Here is a 14,894-nt window from a genome sequence, read left to right as displayed (position 1 = left end):
AAATGGGAGATTGATAGATAATGAAGCGAAACCACCTCAAAATCACTACTTTTGGCATTCTTCTTCTGCTCATCATTGCGATCATACCGCTGTCCACAAAGCCTACAAGCGGTCAGGAGACACGTGTAGCAAGTCCGCACACAGAAAGGCAAACGACTATAGCCCCTATCGACACGAAGCAGAAAATGCAGCGCTTCACTTATGACTCCGGATTAGACTTTGATTATCCCGATGCCGTCAGAGGAATTTATGTCACAGGACCGTCAGCGGGTGGCAAACGTTTTGATAAACTGCTCAATCTAGTTGGCAAGTCGGAGCTGAATTCGATGGTAATCGACATTAAAGAAGACCATGGGAATTTGACCATTAGTGTTCCGGAAGATTCCCCATACGCTGATGCCGCTACCAATTACATTGATGAGCCCCGGAAAATGCTTGAAGTATTGGAGGAAAAAGGCATTTATCCAATAGCCAGAATTGTTGTTTTCAAGGATTCAGTCCTTGCCAACAAACGACCGGAACTATCTTTCACCAAAAACGGCGAAGTATGGACGAACGGCAAGGGGGAAGCATTTGTCAACCCGTTTGAGAAAGAAGTGTGGGAATACAATCTTCAAATCGCGAAAAAGGCAGCTGAACTCGGGTTTCAGGAAATCCAGTTTGATTATGTCCGTTTCCCAGAAGGGTTCGAGCATTACGATGACGAATTGAATTACAGCAAGGGTGATTATAAGACAGATGATATGAATAATGTGAAGCGCCGGGTTAAAGCTGTAACCGAATTTGTTCAACACGCCAAGGAGGAACTGGCCTATTATGACGTGGACTTGGCTGTTGATATTTTCGGCTATACGGCGACAATTGAGGAAGCACCCGGGATTGGGCAGAATTTCTCAAAAATTTCCAGCAATGTCGACGTCATTTCATCCATGATCTATCCGAGCCACTGGACATCGTATTTTGGCATCGACTTTCCTGATAAGAAACCATACGAGACTGTGACGGAATATGCAAAAGTCGAAAATGAAATTCTCGGCAAACTGGATAACCAGCCAACATCCCGGCCGTGGATTCAGGACTTTGAGGCACCGTGGCTGTATAGCGGTGCGCCAACCCAATACGGAAAAGCCGAAGTGGAAGCACAGATTAAAGCACTGAATGAAAATGGCATTGATGAATTTCTGATCTGGAATGCCGGCAATACGTATACGGAAAATGTGGACTACACACCAACCAATTGACAGAAGCAAATCCGGCAGACACGGGCTCAAAACAGATTAATATGTAAAAAACCGGGTAATTTTGAATAAATCCCGGTTTTTTACATGATAATAGGACCATATAACGCTGATCGGAACACAAGCGAAATAACGCCTCCAAATCCGGTTTAACAAATACAGCAGCAATCGGTATAATGAACAACGACGGATGGCCTTGTTCAAGAAGGAAGGAAAAATTATCTGTTCCATACCTTTTTGGAAACTTTGTGTTAGCCGACTACGTATATGAAGGAGTAGATGTATGAACTGGTATGAAAAATTGAACAAGTATTTTCCAATCGAAGAAATGAAATCGAAGGAACATATGGAAACACTGCTGAAAGAAAAAGGGGATGTTTACCACAAAGACGAAGGACCCCACCATGTACTAATGTATGCTGAATTTGACAGATTCCTCTTTATTGACTATGTTTGGGTCTCATCACAATCGAGGGGGCAGGGAACCGGTCATAAACTGATAGAGAAGCTAAAACAGCGCAATAAGCCGATTATCCTGGAAGTAGAACCTGTTGATTACGACGACACGGATAGCGAGAAACGACTGCACTTTTATAAACGGGAAGGCTTTTCCCATGCGCAATACATCGATTACAATCGCCGTTCACTGGCTACAAATGAACAAACCCCAATGGAAATTTTGTATTGGTCCCCGAACGATGAGTCAGAAGAAATGATTTATGAGCAGATGAAAAAAATGTATGAGACTATCCACACGTATAAAGATGAAGAATTTTATGGTGCAAGCTATGAATCGGTGGATGAAGTGCTCAGTTACGATGAAAGTCGGAGCACCGACGATATCTTTGAAAATCTGACGGAAAGAGCATAAGAAGCAATGGGATTAATCGGCCTCTTGCTGTCCAGAAAGCAAGAGGCTGATTATTGCCATCTGAATAAGGATTAGTCACCCGAAAGGACTCGGATCAGGTGGATATACGCTGAGACATTTTTTAGACATTTTCAATTAGAAGGTTTAATTAAAAATGATTTGGGGTATCTTACAATTAAATGAGAACATTTTGTGAACACATATATTTTTTACCAATTTTTTTGACATATCCTCTACCTTTTGATTGACAACTATAGTATAATTATACATATAGGTAATTTAAACTTATTTTAATCTAATAATAAGTTAGAAACTGTTCACGAAGTGACTATATATTTATCAGATTGAGGAGTGAAGTTACATGGTAACACTTTATACCTCACCAAGCTGTACATCCTGCAGAAAAGCAAAAGCATGGCTGGAAGAGCACGATATACCGTTCAAAGAGCGTAATATCTTTTCCGAACCATTGACTCTTGATGAGATTAAGGAAGTATTGCGAATGACAGAAGACGGTACAGATGAGATTATATCAACACGTTCGAAGGTGTTTCAAAAGCTGGATGTCAATATCGATCAGCTTCCTATGAAAGACTTGTTTCAGTTAATCCAGCAAAACCCTGGACTTTTGCGCCGGCCAATCATTTTGGACGAGAAACGGCTTCAAGTCGGATACAACGAAGATGAAATCCGCCGTTTTCTGCCGAGAACGGTTCGTACATTCCAATTACGCGAAGCACAGCGTCTCGTAAATTAATTTAGCTGACTTCCATCATAAAAGTGAAAAACGCAGATCCCTTTATCGTGCAGGTCTGCGTTTTTCCTTTAGAAGGACCGGCATAAACCTGTTCTAGTTGTGCAAGTCCAATGAAAATTGGACGGCTAATTTTTTTACTGAGCTAGTGACAACAGGGTAGAAATGGGTTAAAATAAGTAATTAACCATTCGAATATAGGCAAATGAATTTTCAATATTGCTTGCTTTATCATACAATAAAGTAAAGCACCATGAATGGTTATAATTATGGTTTACAGAGCACACAATAAGCGGATAAATATAAAATAAAAAGCTGTCTCTTCCACCATTTGGATTTGACTTTGATAGTCCGGATTCTTTACTTGAAGGGAGAGAAATGGGATGGAAATAGAACGGATTAATGAGAATACGGTGAAATTTTACATTTCATACGTTGACATGGAAGACCGCGGATTCCAGCGCGAAGAAATCTGGTATAACCGTGAGCGGGGAGAACAGCTGTTTTGGCAAATGATGGAGGAACTCAATTATAAAGAAGACTTTACGGTAGATGGACCGTTATGGATTCAGGTTCAGGCAATGGATAAAGGTCTTGAGATTGTTGTTACCAAAGCACAAATCTCAGGTGACGGCGAAAATATTGAGATTCCGGCTGAAAATGGCAAGACCGTTGATATCTCTGTCGATGAAAAAATTGATGACATGCTAGATGATAAATTTGGAACGGAAAAAACCGCAGACGCCGACAGTGAGGAAGAAGATGATGGTGCATTATCCCTGATTGTCCGCTTTCCGGATTTTGAAGATGTCATCCAGCTGAGCCATTATCTTGAGGACAGCGCGGAAGAACTGGAAAATTCGCTTTTCCATTACAACGACGACTATTATCTGTACGTTGCGTTTCCACAGGAGGATGATGACAGACAGGAAGATTTGCTCAGCCAGATTTTTGAATTTGGGGCTGACACAGAAGTAACCATTCATATCCTTGAAGAATATGGCAAACAAATTATAGAGCAGGATACATTTGCACAGATTCGGTCATACTTCCCTGCCACGATTGGACGCTCTGAATAAGGGTGTCTTTTTTTTGTTGTTTATGCATTTGAAAAAGGAAATAGTCTATCTTTGTCGAATAAGTAACAATGGAGGTGATAAATCGATGCTGCAAGCGAAAACAAAAGATGGAAAGATTGTGACATTAGCATCTATGACAAGACAGGAAATAGCCATACTTAAAAAGAGGAACAAGTTTTTTTGCCCGACTTGCAGCCAGCAAGTTATTGTGAAAGCGGGGAGCAAAGTCATTCCGCATTTCGCCCATGGAGCCAAAACAGATTGCCCGGCACAGGAAGGCGGGGAAGGGACATATCACGAAAAAGGTAAACTGCTGCTGTTTCAATGGCTGAGAGGGCAACAGCTCGACGTCCGGCTTGAGCCGTATATACCGGAAATAAAACAGCGCCCGGATCTCCTGCTCCAGCTGAAGAACAAGACCATTGCCATCGAGTACCAATGTGCAAGAATACCGACCGAACTTGTTGTGAAAAGAAGCCGCGGGTATGCTCGTGCAGGGATTATTCCCATTTGGATCTTAGGCGCCAATAACTTTCATAGGCGCAGTCGGCAGCAGCTGAAAGTAAATCAGTTTCATCTCCCGTTTATCCACCAGTTTTCACCCAGTTTCCCGCACACATTGTATTTCTTCTGTCCGGACACCCTTCAGTTCATAACATGTCAGGATTTACATTTCTTTACACTGCACCATGTAATAGGAAAGTGGACAATCCGCAAACTGAACGAAATGATTTTCACGGATTTATTTCACTCTTCCTGTTACCCATGCGGACACCTTTTTCACAATTGGAAACAGAAGAAGCGCTTGTTCCGTCTGCGCGCACCGGGACATCCGCATGGACGGGAGATGGCATGGCACCAGTGGCTTTATGCCAGACATGCCAGCAGACAATCGCTGCCATCGCATATTTACCTTCCCGTCGCATCACAGCACTTGATGAAAACACCGCCATGGGATTGGCAGAGCCGTCTTTGCCTGGATATTATCGCTCCGCTTGCTCCCGGTGCATCATTCCACTATAAGTCCTGTACACACATGCTGCGCAGCCACTTCCATGCTCCATCATTCTTTCCGCTCATCTCTTCACCCGTCAATCCGATAAGCGCATACCTTCAGCAGCTTGAAAAATTGCAGATTATCAAGAAAGCATCTTCTTACCATTATATAAAACAGCATCCGCTCCGCTTTTACGACCATATAGAGGAAGCATTGGCGGGAGATGATCTTTTGATGGTACAGTTAATGAAACAAAATAGTGGCATGATTCCGGGATAATTCGCCATACTAACTAAAAGAGGTAATTAAAAAGTCCGTCCTCCTTTTTGAACACGCACTGAAATGAAGGATTTTTTGATGGGCCTATCGAATTAGTACAGAGATAACGTATGACAGGAGGAATGCACATTGGCTAAAACAGCAAAAGAACTGCCAAAGCGAAGTGAAATCCCGGAAGAACGCAGGTGGAAACTGGAAGATATTTTTGCAACGGATGAGGAATGGGAAAAAGAACTGAAGGAATTGAAGGGCGATTTTCCATCCATTACCGACTATCAGGGAAAAATCGCTGAATCCGCACAAAACCTGTATGATGTGCTTAAGCTGCAGGATCAGCTGTCGGAACGGCTGGGAAAATTGTTTACATACGCGCACATGCGCTATGACGAGGATACGACCAATTCTAAATATCAGGCACTGAACGAGAAAGCGGAGAACTTGTTGACAGCGGCATCCAGCTCGATGAGTTTTATTGTACCGGAAATTTTGGCAATGGACGATGCAAAAGTGAAATCTTTTCTTGAAGAAAAAGAAGAATTAAAGCTTTATAGCAAAGTGCTGAATGATATCAGCCGCCAGCGCCCGCATGTTTTGAGTGAGAAAGAGGAAGCATTGCTGGCAGAGGCATCTGAACCGATGGGTAGTGCCTCCAATACGTTCAGCATGCTGAATAATGCTGATTTGACGTTCCCATCGATAACCAATGAAGACGGGAAAGAAGTGGATTTGACACACGGCCGGTACATTGGATTTCTGGAGTCTAAAGACCGGAATGTTCGCAAGGCTGCGTTCCAGGCGATGTATGACACCTATGGCAAATTCATTAATACGTTCGCCTCCACATTGACAGGAACCGTCAAGGCGGATAATTTCGATGCCAAGGTACACAACTATGATTCCGCGCGCCAAGCTGCACTGGACAGTAATCACATTCCGGAGCAGGTGTATGACAATCTCGTAGAAGCGGTGAACGAAAAATTGCCGCTGCTGCACCGGTATGCCCGTCTGCGCAAGCAAGTGCTCGGTTTGGATGAACTGCACATGTATGATATATACACACCGCTTGTCAAAGATGCCGATATGCACTTTCCATATGAAAAGGCACAGGAATATGTGCAGGAAGCCTTAAAGCCACTCGGTGATGATTATGTCAGCGTTCTGAAAAAAGGATTTGAAAGCCGCTGGATCGATGTGGAAGAGAATAAAGGCAAACGGAGCGGTGCCTATTCTTCCGGTGCATATGGGACACACCCGTACATTCTGCTGAACTGGCAGGATAAACTGAACGACTTGTTTACCCTGGCCCATGAGCTCGGCCATTCCATGCACAGCTATTACACACACAAAACACAGCCATTCCGTTATGGCAACTACTCCATTTTTGTCGCTGAAGTTGCTTCAACAACAAATGAAGCATTGCTGAACGATTATTTGCTGAACCATGTGGAGGATGAGAAACAAAAGCTGTTTTTGCTGAATCACTTTCTGGAAGGGTTCCGGGGCACGGTTTTCCGCCAAACGATGTTTGCTGAATTTGAACACGATATCCATAAGCGGGCACAAAACGGAGAAGCCCTAACCGCGGAGAAACTCACGGAAATTTATTATGACCTGAACAAAAAATACTTTGGTGACGATGTTGTTTCTGATGAAGAAATCGGCAAAGAATGGGCCAGGATTCCGCATTTCTACATGAACTATTATGTGTATCAGTATGCGACAGGCTATTCCGCTGCCACCGCATTAGCCAGCCAGATCCTCAGCGGGGAAGAAGGTGCGGTCGAACGCTACCTGGACTTCCTGAAAGCCGGCAGCAGTGATTATCCAATTGAGATTCTGAAAAAAGCCGGTGTGGATATGACATCGAAAGAGCCAATACTGGCAGCACTTGATGTGTTTGAGGAAAAACTAAATGAAATGGAAGAATTGCTCTTGAATTAGATGAACTAGACGGGCTGTCACTGGGAACACCACGGTGGCAGCCTTTTAATAGGAATGGGGGAGATGGCCGGCGCTGGAAAGCCGGAGCAAGTGCCGGCCGTGATTATCCCCGCATGTTACCGCGAAACACATTCCGGTTGGTGAAGGAATAGATTGTAAGGTAAATGGATATAAACAGTGCTGGCAACGTAATGAACAGTGGTATGAGACGCATAAGCCCGAACAAATTAAGGACTGCAGTGACAAGTGTGAGCAATAAAAAGATAATTGGCAGCATTTCCCGCATTTGATCGCCTCCCAAAGAGAATAATTACCCCGGTAAACAGTCGGAAGCAGCACACCTGCGCCAGTTCGAACCATTTGGTAAGCCAGCGCGCAGCTGCAAATTCGTCAATACAGTATATGTGACAGCCTTGTGAATTAGAAGTGTGACGTTTTTGTGAATGTGTGAACAAACTGTTGTGAAAAACAGGTACAGTTGTTATTATAAAAATGTGAGATGAGTCACAAACAAAAAACCCCTTTGTTTTGATCATGAAACTTTCTCCCATCCCCCTTTGTTTATACAGAGTCGGAGAAGGAAAGGATGTACGCTGCCCCGTACATCCTTTTTTATATTTTACGAGGACGCAAACCGCGGATATTCCCATCCCCAACCTTCATTTAAAATAACAAAAAAGCGCTCAGGAGCGTGATCATTCATGCCCCTAAGCGTCAATCCCCAATATATCTCCAAAATGTCCCATATTTAACAGGGATTTTTTCGATGGTTTGCTGCAATTTTAACTTCTTCAATTCCTTTTCTGTTTTCGCTGCTGACCAGTCGTATACAACGGAAACCTCTTTTGTGCCAACAACTTTGTAAAAGCGGACAAATTGTTCAAGCGGCGGTTTGCATGAGGGGACAGGGTCTCGCTGTAAAATTTGTTTCAGAACTTGTACGTAAATGTCATATGGATAAAGGCCGGAGATTTTAATGCCTTGTTCTTCCGTTTCCTGATTAAAGAATACAATGGTCGGAATGTAGTCAACTTCCATTTCCTGTGTCAGTTTCAGATCGGACTGGAATGCCTTTTTCGCCGATTGTGAATAAAGGTCATTCTGAAACTCGCGCATATCGAGACGGGCATTTTCCGCGCATGTTAACAGTACTTTTTCATCAGAGATATCCTGTTTCTTTAAAAAGGCACTTTCCTGCACTTTCCGCAAAAAGGTTTTACCAGCTTTTTTTCCTTGCAATTCCGCTGCTTTAATGGCCAGAGATGCAATCCATGGGGAGCTGATGGGGTTATCAATCCATACATCCCCGTCACAGGGCATGCCGGTACGTGAGGCTGTTTTTTCCCATATTTCCTTTAATCGTTTCGGTTTATCAAATATATCTTTATTTAATGTGTTCAGATGTCCGCTCAAAATGGGCTGCTGTGTAAAGAAGCGGCCATATTCGACGGACAGTTTTTTTAGATAAGGTTCCAGTGACCAGCATTCCGGGCACAATGGGTCAACAAAGACATACACTTCCACTGGTTTTTGCACATAATCGATATAGCTATATTTTGACGATGTGTCTGTTCTGTTTGAGCAGGTGAGCCCAGGCTGATTCCAACGCACATCGATTCTCCTTTCTTACACATGCTCAAAAAGCATCGTCCGGGAAGCAGTACGTACTGTTGCATGCAGACGGCTTTGTTCGGCTGCTTTCCGAAGCATCTTCAGTTAATCTGGTGTATTCATCATATGGTGTGCGGTCATAGTCAACTTTTCAAATATAGCTGAGCGATATGGTTCTTCTATGCCTGTTTCGGTGAGTGCCGCGTCCATGCACGCAAGCCACGCATCACGGCGCTCTGGTGTGATTTCAAAAGGGAGATGCCGTCTGCGCATCATCGGATGGCCCCGGTCCTCGGTATACCACTTTGGCCCGCCGAAAAACTGTGTTAAAAACAGCCGCTGTTTTCTGGCAGTTTCAGTCAGGTCCTCCGGGAAAATGGGCGTCAGTTTAGGGTGATTTCCCACACGTTTATAAAATGCTGTTACCAATGTATCGATGGTATCAAATCCGCCAATGGCCTCGTATATTGTTCCAGTTTTTGTCATTGAGCCGTCACTCCTGAATAGTTGTATATATTCTAGCAATAGCGCAGGCGAGAGCGCAACTAATCTGATTGGCCCGCCGCACCGCTACCTGAGTTTTGCAGCAAAGAAGCGGTGGATTTTGTTGGGTGTTTCCCGCTGTTCAATCTGAAATTCATCCAAGAGCTGCTGCATTGCAGTTTGTCCGGTTTTTTCCGATGGCGCTTCCAGTTCCAGTTCATAGTCGGTTTTGCCAAGATACGTGTTATCATCCAGGACGAGCAATACATCGCCATAAGTAAGTTCGCGCCGATGAGTGGTCAGGCTGCCATGATACAGAAGATCATCTGTATGGATCCCTTTATCAGCAAGCTGGTCTGCAGTTTTATTAGCGTTGGCAGGCTTTCCGTTCAGCCAGCTGTCCGCTTGCTGTCTTGTCAGCTCATTATGTGTTTCCAAAAGCCCCGTTGAATGCGGTTCTTTCAGGGTCAGTGTGAAGGAGCCGTCCTTTTCACGGATCCGGAGTGCACATCCATGTTCTTTTAAGGAAAAGTCTGGTGTCTCGAAATAATAGTTCGTCTGTGTGTGTGCTTCTTCCGGAAAGGGAAGACTAGCCAAAAGACGGTCAAACTCAGATTTGGTCAGCATGTTTTTATATTCAATTTCTATTTCCTGTGTCATCGTAAACCTCCATCCGTCCAAGCGAATCAAAAGCTCCGGGCACCGCTATTTCACTAATAGTGCATTTAAAAAGGAGGATAAAAAGGACCAAGAATTTCGAGGCGGCGCGAGCTCCCGAGTAGCGGAATGTATGCTTTTAATACATGAGTAACGGAAAAGCAAGCCAACGAAGAAATTCGAAGCGTCATTTTTACCGGACTTTTTGAACAACCTCTAATAGTCCCAGCAGCCCTCGGGAACATGTTACTATTGATTTATTATGGCGAATGTTACACAATTATGCAAAGAAAAGCCGTTTCATGTGTTATGATATGAAGAGAAAATGGATATTTAAAAGGTTGTTTCCTACATCAAAGAACCCTTAACAAAGAATGAGATGACAACAGGTGGTGTAATCATGAATTGGGAGGCAGTGCTTGCCCCATATGCACAAGCTGTAGAAGAATTGAAAATTAAGCTGAAAGGAATCAGGAAACAATTTGAATATGAATCCAAACACTCACCAATTGAATTCATAACCGGCCGTGTTAAGCCGATCCCCAGCATATTGGAAAAAGCTGAAGAAAGAAGCATCCCGCTGGATCGGGTTGAAAAACTGCCGGACATTGCGGGGGTTCGGGTTGTCTGCCCGTTCGTGGACGATATATACGCCATTGTCCGTATGATCCGCTCCCGTGAAGATTTGACAGTTGCCGAAGAGAAAGACTATGTATCACACAAGAAAGCCAGCGGTTACCGGTCGTATCATATGATTATTGAATACCCTGTCGAAACCATTCACGGGGTGAAAATGGTATTGGCAGAAATTCAGATACGGACACTTGCCATGAACTTCTGGGCAACCAATGAGCATTCCCTGAATTATAAATATAAAGGCAAAATTCCATCTGACGTTCAGTTACGGCTCCAGCGCGCCGCCGAGGCAGCATTTAAACTGGATGAAGAAATGTCAGCGATTAAAAATGAAGTACAGGAAGCAAAACGGATATTCCATCGAAAATAGGAGGGACGGATTGTGAAATTTGCAATCGTGTCAAAAGGCGACGAACGGTCGAATAAAATCCAGGCGACGATGAAGCAATATTTAACGGATTTTGATCTGGAATATGACGTAACGAACCCTGATTTGGTTATATCTGTCGGTGGTGACGGCACGTTTCTGGAGGCCTTTCATAAATATATTCACTGCCTGGAATCAACAGCATTTATCGGGGTACATACAGGGCACTTGGGTTTTTATGCGGACTGGGTGCCGAGTGAAGTAGAAAAACTAATTATTGAAATTGCCAAGACGCCTTTCCAGATTGTGGAGTATCCGCTTTTGGAAGTAACTATCCGCGGACAGTCGGGCGGAGAAGAAGATCGTTTTCTGGCATTGAATGAAGCCACGATTAAAACGGCCGAGGGATCGGTTGTCTTTGATGTGGAAATAAAAGGATCCCACTTTGAGACGTTTCGGGGTGACGGGTTATGCATGTCAACCCCATCCGGCAGTACCGCCTACAATAAAGCGCTAGGCGGAGGCATTATCCATCCATCCCTGGAAGCCATTCAGCTCACGGAGATGGCATCGATTAATAACCGGGTGTTCCGGACCATTGGCTCACCCCTCATTTTGCCAAAGCATCATACATGCATGCTGAAGCCGCTCGGCAATGAACGGACGTTCCTGATTGCGATTGATCATTTTAGTAAAAATTACGCCAAAGTGAAATCGATCCAGTGCCGTGTTGCGAAAGAACGTATCCGGTTTGCACGGTTCCGGCCGTTTCCGTTTTGGGATCGTGTACGGGATTCCTTTGTGGCAGATGATGACGAGTAGTACCAGAAGGCAGGTGCACTAGGTTGAATTGGACGATTACGAAACAGCATGAGGGAAAACTAATTCGGCATTATTTGCAGCAGGATTTACAATTTTCCAGAAAACTGATTAAGCACATTATCCATGGTGGCGGTGAAATCCTAGTTAATCAGACCAAACAGACACTGCGCTATAGACTCCGAGATGGGGACCTTCTGACGGTACAGTTCCCGGCTGAACAGAAGGGATCCCATATGGTACCGGAAAAAATGCCGCTGGATATCGTTTATGAAGATGACGCGGTCCTTGTTCTGCACAAACCGGCGGGCACTGTAACCATTCCGTCCCGCCTCCATTCAACCGGGACGATTGCTAACGGTGTACTTGCTCATTATGAAGAACAGGGGCTTCCTTATACCTTCCATGTTGTCACCCGGCTCGATCGGCAGACATCCGGACTGATGCTGATTGCCAAACATCGATGGAGTCATTCGATTTTATCGCAGGCACAAAAGGACGGAACCGTATCCCGCTCGTATTACGCTGTTATCGAAGGACACATGGAACAAAAAAAAGGAACCATCCAGGAGCCAATCGGGCGCAAGGATGGTTCCATTATTGAGCGAACGGTAACAACAGACGGCAAGGCGGCTATCACACACTATGAAGTGGTTCGAGAAGGAGACGGCCATACGCTTGTTGATGTAAGACTGGAAACAGGAAGGACACACCAGATACGCGTCCATTTTTCTCATCTCGGACACCCGCTCGCCGGGGATGATTTGTATGGAGGGGCGACTGCCTGTATCAATCGGCAGGCGCTGCATTGTCATCATTTGCAGTTTTTCCATCCGATATCGGGTGAACCGCTGCGTTTTTCTGTGGCCATGCCCCGTGATATCCGGCAGCTGCTTCAGTCGAATGAACGGAACTTTTCTTCTACATAGGGCTGTTTGGACGAGACAGACACCGTTTGTTCCTCCGGCAGCCGGAAAGCAGTTAATTGGTTCCCGAATACACAGCCGGTATCAATGTTGATGGTTTTGTTTACAGTGCGGGGCGCTTTCACCGGTGTATGCCCGTAAACAATCCACTGGGCCCCGTTGTACTGCTGTGCCCAGTCCCGTCTGACCGGCCGGCCCTGCTCGTCAAATTGACCGGTAATGTCCCCGTACAGAACAAATGTCTTCACTTTTTTATCATGACGACCGATATAATCTTCCTTTATACCGGCATGCGCCACAACCGCCTTGACATCCGGAAGCTCCAGATAAAGCGGTGCGCGATCATACAGCTCCATGAATTGCTGCCTGATTTGGGATTGCTCCTTATTAGGCAGTTTTTTGTATTCAGCCGCCGTCGTTTCCAGCCCGTGCTTCAGTTTCACATTATTGCCCAGAAAATAACGATACAGCTTGTTGCAGTGATTACCAGGGACATACAGAGCTTTCTGGTGGTCAACAACCATCGAATAAACCAGCCTGATGGTTTCGACCGATTGTGGTCCCCGGTCGGTAAGGTCCCCGATGAAAACTGGGATCCGCCCATCAGGATGTATGAAAATCTGTTTTTCCCGCAGGTACCCGAGTGTCTTGAACAGATCCACGAGTTCTTCCAGACAGCCATGTACGTCACCAATAATATCGTATTTCATCAATCATTCCACCTAGCTTCACCAAACATATATTCTTTCGTCCGTGAGTGTACATTCAGAACAATTCCGATTGCCAGCATATACGTCAGTGTCGAGCTACCGCCATAACTGAGAAAAGGCAGCGGCAGTCCAGTAATCGGCAGCAGCTGGATAGACATACCGATATTCTGGAAAATTTGATAGGCAAACATACCGACTATTCCTGTGACAAGGTAGCTTCCGTAACTGTCATTGCTTTGCACCGCAATATGGATCAGCCGATAAATCAGCAGGAAAAACAAAATCACGACAACACTCGAACCGATAAACCCGAATTGTTCAGCAACGGCGGTAAAAATCATATCGGTATGCCGTTCGGGAACTTCCACCTGCATATCACTGACACCTTTGCCAAACAGCTGCCCGGACCCGATGGCGAGCATGGCTTTAATCAGCTGATAGCTATCATCCGGGTTTTTATTTGGGTTGAGCCAGCCAGTAAATCGGCTGGCCACATGGTCAAATCCAGATTTATCCAAAAAGACGCTAACGGCATCAGGGAAAAAGTGCCATGCTGCAAACCCAAGCAACCCAACGCCCAGCACCATAAACATGATAGCAAACAGAATCCGCCACTGAATGCCGGAAATAAGTATCATTCCGGCAGTTATTGCCCCGAGCACGAGTAGACCGCCCAAGTCAGGCTGAACAGCGATAAGAAGCGTCGGTGGGGCAGACAATCCGACAATTTTGAAAAGGAGCAGCAAATCATTTTTCATCGTTTTGTCGATGTGCTTCCGGTTATGTCTGACAATAACATGGGCAAGGGTCAAGACAAGAATTACTTTCATAAATTCCCCGGGCTGGATTGTTCCAATAAGCGGAAATTTGAACCAGCTGACGGCACCATTGGCTTCATGGACGATTCCTGGAGGAAAACCGGCGAACAGCATGAGGAGCGACAACATGCCAAGACCATACAGAATCCAGGTAATCTGATGGAAGCGGTCATAGTCAATCAGCATGACAGCCGTAATGATTCCTCCGCCAGCGATATACCACATTCCTTGCCTTAGCCAAAAATGGGAGCCGTCATATTTTGGCGGTAACGTTGGTTCAATAATATATAATGTGAGTATACTGATAAGACCGAGTAGTATTAAAATGGATAATAATGTATAGTCCATATTGAGAGTTGATCTATTTTTCATAAGTTTTAACCTTACTTTCTGTTTAATCTCGTTTGCTTATAAAGGATGTTCAAAAAGTCCGGTAAAAAAGACGCATCGAATTTCTTCGTTGGCTTGCTTTTCCGTTCCTTGGAAAAGAAAAGCCCTAATGCTCGCGTGCGATGCTGATTCAGTGGAGTAATCCTTGTGCTCATGTATATAGTTGCATACACTCCGCTACTTAAAGCTTCGCCGCCTTGAAATTCTTGGTCCTTTTTATCCTCCTTTTTGTACACGCACTTATAAAACGTCATCTTCAGTTTACACGAAACCAATCGATAATTTAAGTGTTCTGGCGAAAAATGATTAACGTTTAGG

15 protein-coding genes are annotated in these 14,894 nt (G+C 44.6%); 9 read left to right on the top strand and 6 right to left on the bottom strand.

The window, feature by feature from the left end; translation table 11 throughout:
* Positions 1-20: 20 nt before the first annotated feature.
* The 6 genes from ACFSUO_RS02345 to pepF all read left to right on the top strand — a co-directional run bounded on the left by ACFSUO_RS02345 (position 21) and on the right by pepF (position 7,159).
* Positions 21-1,241: a putative glycoside hydrolase gene (locus ACFSUO_RS02345; RefSeq protein ID WP_382390676.1), complete on the top strand. Its 1,221-nt coding sequence runs from the start codon at positions 21-23 to the stop codon at positions 1,239-1,241.
* A gap of 280 nt (positions 1,242-1,521) precedes the next feature.
* Positions 1,522-2,109 (top strand): GNAT family N-acetyltransferase, encoded by a 588-nt coding sequence (locus ACFSUO_RS02340; protein WP_382390674.1) that lies wholly within the window; start codon positions 1,522-1,524, stop codon positions 2,107-2,109.
* A 361-nt stretch (positions 2,110-2,470) separates the two neighbouring features.
* Positions 2,471-2,866 (top strand): transcriptional regulator SpxA, encoded by a 396-nt coding sequence (gene spxA, locus ACFSUO_RS02335; protein WP_382390672.1) that lies wholly within the window; start codon positions 2,471-2,473, stop codon positions 2,864-2,866.
* A gap of 380 nt (positions 2,867-3,246) precedes the next feature.
* Positions 3,247-3,942: an adaptor protein MecA gene (gene mecA / locus ACFSUO_RS02330; protein WP_382390670.1), complete on the top strand. Its 696-nt coding sequence runs from the start codon at positions 3,247-3,249 to the stop codon at positions 3,940-3,942.
* Positions 3,943-4,027: 85 nt separating this feature from the next.
* Entirely contained in the window at positions 4,028-5,218 is a 1,191-nt protein-coding gene (locus ACFSUO_RS02325) for a competence protein CoiA (RefSeq protein WP_382390668.1), read from the top strand.
* Positions 5,219-5,347: 129 nt separating this feature from the next.
* A complete protein-coding gene (gene pepF / locus ACFSUO_RS02320; protein ID WP_382390666.1) occupies positions 5,348-7,159 on the top strand; it encodes an oligoendopeptidase F in 1,812 nt (603 codons plus the stop codon).
* 103 nt (positions 7,160-7,262) lie between these two features.
* Here the strand turns inward: pepF and ACFSUO_RS02315 are convergent, their stop codons facing one another.
* The 4 genes from ACFSUO_RS02315 to ACFSUO_RS02300 form a co-directional block, all read right to left on the bottom strand.
* Entirely contained in the window at positions 7,263-7,445 is a 183-nt protein-coding gene (locus ACFSUO_RS02315; RefSeq protein WP_382390664.1) for a hypothetical protein, read from the bottom strand.
* Positions 7,446-7,873: 428 nt separating this feature from the next.
* Entirely contained in the window at positions 7,874-8,770 is an 897-nt protein-coding gene (locus ACFSUO_RS02310) for a ClpXP adapter SpxH family protein (RefSeq protein WP_382390662.1), read from the bottom strand.
* A gap of 105 nt (positions 8,771-8,875) precedes the next feature.
* Positions 8,876-9,256 carry a globin domain-containing protein gene (locus tag ACFSUO_RS02305; RefSeq protein ID WP_382390660.1) on the bottom strand — a complete coding sequence of 127 codons (381 nt, stop codon included), beginning with the start codon at positions 9,254-9,256 and terminating at the stop codon, positions 8,876-8,878.
* An 84-nt stretch (positions 9,257-9,340) separates the two neighbouring features.
* Positions 9,341-9,913: a CYTH domain-containing protein gene (locus tag ACFSUO_RS02300; protein WP_382390658.1), complete on the bottom strand. Its 573-nt coding sequence runs from the start codon at positions 9,911-9,913 to the stop codon at positions 9,341-9,343.
* 397 nt (positions 9,914-10,310) lie between these two features.
* Between ACFSUO_RS02300 and ACFSUO_RS02295 the strand changes: the two genes are divergently transcribed.
* Genes ACFSUO_RS02295 through ACFSUO_RS02285 form a run of 3 tightly spaced genes read left to right on the top strand, consistent with a single transcriptional unit; the run spans position 10,311 to position 12,661 of the window.
* A complete protein-coding gene (locus tag ACFSUO_RS02295; RefSeq protein WP_382390656.1) occupies positions 10,311-10,916 on the top strand; it encodes a GTP pyrophosphokinase in 606 nt (201 codons plus the stop codon).
* A 12-nt stretch (positions 10,917-10,928) separates the two neighbouring features.
* Positions 10,929-11,735: an NAD kinase gene (locus tag ACFSUO_RS02290; RefSeq protein WP_382390654.1), complete on the top strand. Its 807-nt coding sequence runs from the start codon at positions 10,929-10,931 to the stop codon at positions 11,733-11,735.
* Positions 11,736-11,758: 23 nt separating this feature from the next.
* Positions 11,759-12,661: an RluA family pseudouridine synthase gene (locus tag ACFSUO_RS02285; protein ID WP_382390652.1), complete on the top strand. Its 903-nt coding sequence runs from the start codon at positions 11,759-11,761 to the stop codon at positions 12,659-12,661.
* Here the strand turns inward: ACFSUO_RS02285 and prpE are convergent.
* A complete protein-coding gene (gene prpE, locus ACFSUO_RS02280; RefSeq protein ID WP_382390650.1) occupies positions 12,628-13,368 on the bottom strand; it encodes a bis(5'-nucleosyl)-tetraphosphatase PrpE in 741 nt (246 codons plus the stop codon). The two genes, ACFSUO_RS02285 and prpE, sit on opposite strands and share 34 nt — an antisense overlap.
* Entirely contained in the window at positions 13,368-14,558 is a 1,191-nt protein-coding gene (locus ACFSUO_RS02275; RefSeq protein WP_382390648.1) for an FtsW/RodA/SpoVE family cell cycle protein, read from the bottom strand. The genes prpE and ACFSUO_RS02275 overlap by 1 nt, the downstream gene beginning before the upstream one ends.
* Positions 14,559-14,894: the final 336 nt, after the last annotated feature.

The sequence above is a fragment of the Lentibacillus juripiscarius genome, from assembly GCF_042685205.1.
GTDB lineage: Bacteria > Bacillota > Bacilli > Bacillales > Amphibacillaceae > Lentibacillus > Lentibacillus juripiscarius.
This window is presented reverse-complemented; position numbering and strand designations above follow the sequence as displayed.